This is a genomic window from Dubosiella newyorkensis (assembly GCF_001945605.1).
Lineage (GTDB): Bacteria > Bacillota_I > Bacilli_A > Erysipelotrichales > Erysipelotrichaceae > Dubosiella > Dubosiella newyorkensis.
In genome coordinates this window covers 1-4,594 of sequence record NZ_MPKA01000035.1, presented here as the reverse complement: position 1 = coordinate 4,594, position 4,594 = coordinate 1, and the positions used below count along the sequence as shown (strand labels likewise).

4 protein-coding genes are annotated in these 4,594 nt (G+C 43.9%); all 4 read left to right on the top strand.

Features of this window, described 5'->3' with window-relative positions:
- Window positions 1-653: 653 nt before the first annotated feature.
- Entirely contained in the window at window positions 654-1,733 is a 1,080-nt protein-coding gene (gene uxuA / locus BO225_RS01230) for a mannonate dehydratase (RefSeq protein ID WP_076340471.1), read from the top strand.
- Between the two features lie 2 nt (window positions 1,734-1,735).
- The gene (locus tag BO225_RS01225) at window positions 1,736-3,346 is read left to right on the top strand and encodes a mannitol dehydrogenase family protein (RefSeq protein ID WP_076340470.1); all 1,611 of its coding nucleotides are present in this window, start codon (window positions 1,736-1,738) and stop codon (window positions 3,344-3,346) included.
- A gap of 18 nt (window positions 3,347-3,364) precedes the next feature.
- Complete coding sequence (locus tag BO225_RS01220) at window positions 3,365-4,003, top strand: bifunctional 4-hydroxy-2-oxoglutarate aldolase/2-dehydro-3-deoxy-phosphogluconate aldolase (RefSeq protein WP_076340469.1); 639 nt, start codon at window positions 3,365-3,367, stop codon at window positions 4,001-4,003.
- Between the two features lie 4 nt (window positions 4,004-4,007).
- Window positions 4,008-4,594, top strand: a 587-nt coding sequence (locus tag BO225_RS01215) for a sugar kinase (RefSeq protein WP_143356720.1), incomplete at its 3' end; no start/stop codon positions are given.

The following is a 4,594-nucleotide window of genomic DNA, read 5'->3' as shown; positions in this document are numbered from 1 at the left end:
GAATGAACTGTTCTGTCAACACTTTTTTCAATATTTTTTGAATATTTTTAGAGGACAGATTGAGGAGAAACCTCAACAGCTTGTTTATACTACTCCTCCTGATCCCTTTCCGTCAAGAAGAAATTTGATTTTTTTCTTGTGGATGGATCTATGAAGTTCGTATGTCCTGCGTCTTTCTCAACGCTTGCTTATCATACTTCTTTTTTAACTATCTGTCAACCGTTATTTTGATTATTTTTCAATATTTTTAAACGACAGATTGATTTTGCCTGTCGATAAACAATTTTTAAAACTTTTAATATTTAATTAAATCACGGAGTGATTATAAGTGCAGATTCAGATGCTATTCTATTTTTTTCTTTATTCATCGCATTAAGATAGGGCGTTTTAGAAAAGATAATACTTCTTATATATCATTGCGATACTTGTTCTTTTTGCTTCTAAAATCACTTTTTTTACCCAAGAAATCACCACAATTCAGACACACTACTTCCCATTATATAAAGGATATTTTAAGATATTTCCCTTTCGAGACGTGAAAAACAAAAAAAGCAATGTCAAAAACAAATTCCGCAATTTCATCCAAGAAAAGACTTAACTATACTAATAGCGTAATGAAAGCGCAACCAAACGCTTAACGGAGGTTAATATATATGGAAATGACATTAAGATGGTATGGCCCAGGCCATGATACGATTTCTTTAGAACAAATTCGCCAAATTCCAGGAGTCACTGGAGTGATCACAACTCTCTATGACAAAATGCCAGGAGAAGTTTGGACGCGTGAAGAGATCCGTAACTTAAAAAACTACGTTGAAGAACACGGATTAAACCTTTCCGGAATTGAATCTGTCAACGTACACGATTCGATCAAGATTGGAAGCGAAGACCGTGATCAATATATCGACGCTTATATCGAAACATTAAAGAACTTAGGAGAAGAAGGTATTCATCTCGTTTGCTATAACTTCATGCCAGTATTCGACTGGACACGTACTGAACTCGCTCGTGTTTTAGAAGATGGTTCGACTGCGTTAGCCTACAACCAAGAAACAGTAGACAACATGAACCCAGAAAAAATGTTCGAATCGATCGCATCCGATATGAACGGTACTGTAATGCCAGGATGGGAACCAGAACGAATGGAAAAAATCAAAGAACTATTCGCCCTCTATAAAGATGTAGATGCTGAAAAACTCTTTGATAACCTCGTCTATTTCCTTGAACGTATCATGCCAGTATGCAATGAATACGACATCAACATGGCGATCCATCCAGATGATCCAGCTTGGCCAATTTTTGGACTCCCTCGCATCATCAATTCAAAAGAAGGGATCCAACGTGTGATGAAAGCCGTAGACAATCCACACAACGGAGTTACGTTCTGCGCTGGTTCTTATGGAACGAACCTCAAAAACGACCTGCCAGAAATGATCCGCTCATTGCCAGGCCGTATCCACTTTGCCCATGTAAGAAACTTGAAGTTCAACAGCATCACACCACTTGACTTTGAAGAAGCACCACATCCTAGCCAATGCGGAACATTTGACATGTACGAAATCGTCAAAGCGCTTCATGACATCAACTTCGATGGACCGATCCGCCCAGACCACGGACGCATGATCTGGAACGAAGTAGGAATGCCAGGCTATGGATTGTATGACCGCGCACTTGGAGCAACCTACATTCTAGGATTGTGGGAAGCGATCGACAAAAACGAAAAGCGAGGATAATCATGAAACTAACAAACGAAGGAATCAAACAAAAAGACGCTTGGCTCAATGCCGACTATCAGCTTCCTAGCTACGATCGTGAAGCCATGGTCGAAAGAACACAAGCCAATCCAGAATGGATCCATTTCGGAGCCGGAAACTTATTCAAAGCTTTTCAAGCCAACGTCGTAGAAACATTATTGAACGAAGGCATCATGGACAAAGGAATCATCGCAGTCGAAGGATTCGATACGAAGATCCTCCAAAACAGCCGCGAACACGATACGCTCGCCCTATTGGCGACTTTAAAATCCGATGGAACAGCCGATAAAGTCGTGATCGGATCGATCGCCGAAGCCGACCTTCTCTCTTGTGAACACGAAGAAGAATTCAATCGACTCAAAGAAATCTTCCGCAACCCAAGCCTGCAAATGGCTTCCTTTACGATCACCGAAAAAGGATACTCGCTCACGAACGCCAACAATGAACTGCTTCCAGCCGTTCAAGAAGATTTCAACTACGGACCAGCCGCTCCAAAAAGCTATATGGGAAAAGTAGTCGCTTTGCTGTTGGAACGCTTCCATGCCAGTAAATACCCAATCGCGATGGTGAGCATGGACAACTGCTCGCACAATGGAGACATTCTCAAAAGTGCGATTCTTCCTTACGCCAAAGCATGGGAAGAAAAAGGCTTCGTCCCTTCTGAATTCGTACAATATCTTTCGGACGAGAATACAGTTAGCTTCCCTTGGTCGATGATCGACAAGATCACGCCACGCCCCGACGATGCGATCGGCGAAATCTTCAAAAAAGATGGAATCGAAGACATCGAACCGTTCCAAACAGACCGTGGATCTTTTGTCGCTCCATTTGTAAACGCAGAAGAAACCCAATACTTAGTCATCGAAGACAAATTCCCGAACGGGCGTCCCCCTCTTGAAAAAGGCGGCTTGATCTTTACAGATCGAGAGACTGTCAATAAAGTTGAAACGATGAAAGTAACAACTTGCCTGAACCCTCTCCATACAGCACTTGCCATTTTTGGATGTCTTCTTGGTTATGATCGTATCAGCGAAGAAATGAAAGACGAAGACTTAGTCAACTTGATCAAAAAGATCGGCTATCAAGAAGGTCTTCCAGTCGTGACAAACCCAGGCATCCTTGATCCAAAAGAATTCATCGATACCGTGATCGAAGTTCGTTTTCCAAACCCGTTCATGCCCGATGCGCCACAACGGATCGCGACAGACACGAGCCAAAAACTCTCTGTACGCTATGGAGAAACGATCAAATCTTACGCAAAAGATGAAACACTCGATCTCAATGATCTAGAAGCGATCCCACTCGTATTTGCTGGATGGATCCGTTATTTGATGCAAATCAATGACGAAGGAACTGCCTTTGAAGCAAGCGCCGACCCACTCTTAGACGAGCTTGTTCCGCTTGTTCAAAATATCCAATTAGGACAAAAAGTCAATGTCGAACAACTTCGTCCAATTCTAGAAAACGAAAAAGTCTTCGGAATCAATTTGATCGAATACGGTCTTGCCGACAAAGTCGTTGCCCTATTCAACGAAATGAACGAAAAACCAGGAGCGATTCGACAAACTTTGCACGAAGTCGTTTCAAAATAAATCAAAAAGGAAATTCAAATGAATACAACATTACTTGAACAATTAAAATCATTTGGCGTAGTCCCAGTCGTCGTTCTCGAACACGTCCAAGATGCTGCGCCACTTGCTAAAGCCCTAGAAGAAGGAGGTCTTCCAGTCGCTGAAGTCACTTTCCGCACAAAGGCGGCCCGCGAATCGATCAGCGCCATGAAACAAGCATGCCCAGACATGCTCGTAGGCGCTGGAACGATCCTTAAAGTCTCTCAAGTCGACGAAGCGATCAACGCGGGCGCTCAATTTATCGTGACGCCAGCTTTCGATGCCGAAATCACAAAATATTGTTTAGAACACAATATCCCGATCTTGCCAGGCACTTCAACACCAACCGATGTGCAAGCCGCATATAAACTTGGCGTGGATGTCGTTAAATTCTTCCCAGCCGAACAAGCTGGCGGACTAGCAATGATCAAAGCGATCGCAGCCCCTTACAACATGATGACCTTCATGCCAACAGGTGGGATCGGGCCAAAAAACATGAAAGACTATCTTGCCTACGAAAAGATCTTATGTGTAGGCGGAAGCTGGATGGTCAAAAAAGAATGGATCGAACAACGCGATTTTGCGAAGATCGCAGAAGAAACAAAAAAAGCCGTAGCGCTTTTAAAAGAGGTACGTTAATACAATGAAAAAGAAAGTAATCACATTCGGAGAATTGATGCTCCGTCTTGCTCCGCAAGGATACACTCGCTTCGTGCAGGCCGACAGCTTTGGAGCAACATACGGAGGGGGAGAAGCCAACGTCGCCGTATCGCTTGCCAACTATGGACACGACGCTTACTTTGTCTCCGCTCTTCCTGCTCACGAGATCGGACAGGCCGCTCTCAATTCCTTGAGACGCTATGGAGTGCTGACCGACTACATCAACCGCAGCGGAAACCGTCTTGGGATCTACTTCCTGGAAAAGGGAGCGAGCCAAAGACCAAGCAAAGTCATCTATGACCGGGCCGATTCTTCGATCGCCCTTGCCAAGAAGGAAGACTTCGACTGGGACGCGATCTTCAAAGACGCGAAATGGTTCCACTTCACGGGCATCACGCCAGCCCTCAACGACAATGTGGCAGAAATCACATTGGAAGCGTGCAAAAAAGCCAAAGAGCACGGGGTGAAGATCTCTTGCGATCTGAACTACCGCAACAAGCTCTGGAGCAAAGCCAAAGCCAAAGAAGTCATGAGCGAATTGGCCAAATACATCGATGTCTGCATCGCCAA

Coding starts and splice junctions, on each gene's coding strand:
- uxuA (WP_076340471.1), top strand. CDS start 654: ATGGAAATGACATTAAGATGGTATGGCCCAGGCCATGATACGATTTCT.
- BO225_RS01225 (WP_076340470.1), top strand. CDS start 1,736: ATGAAACTAACAAACGAAGGAATCAAACAAAAAGACGCTTGGCTCAAT.
- BO225_RS01220 (WP_076340469.1), top strand. CDS start 3,365: ATGAATACAACATTACTTGAACAATTAAAATCATTTGGCGTAGTCCCA.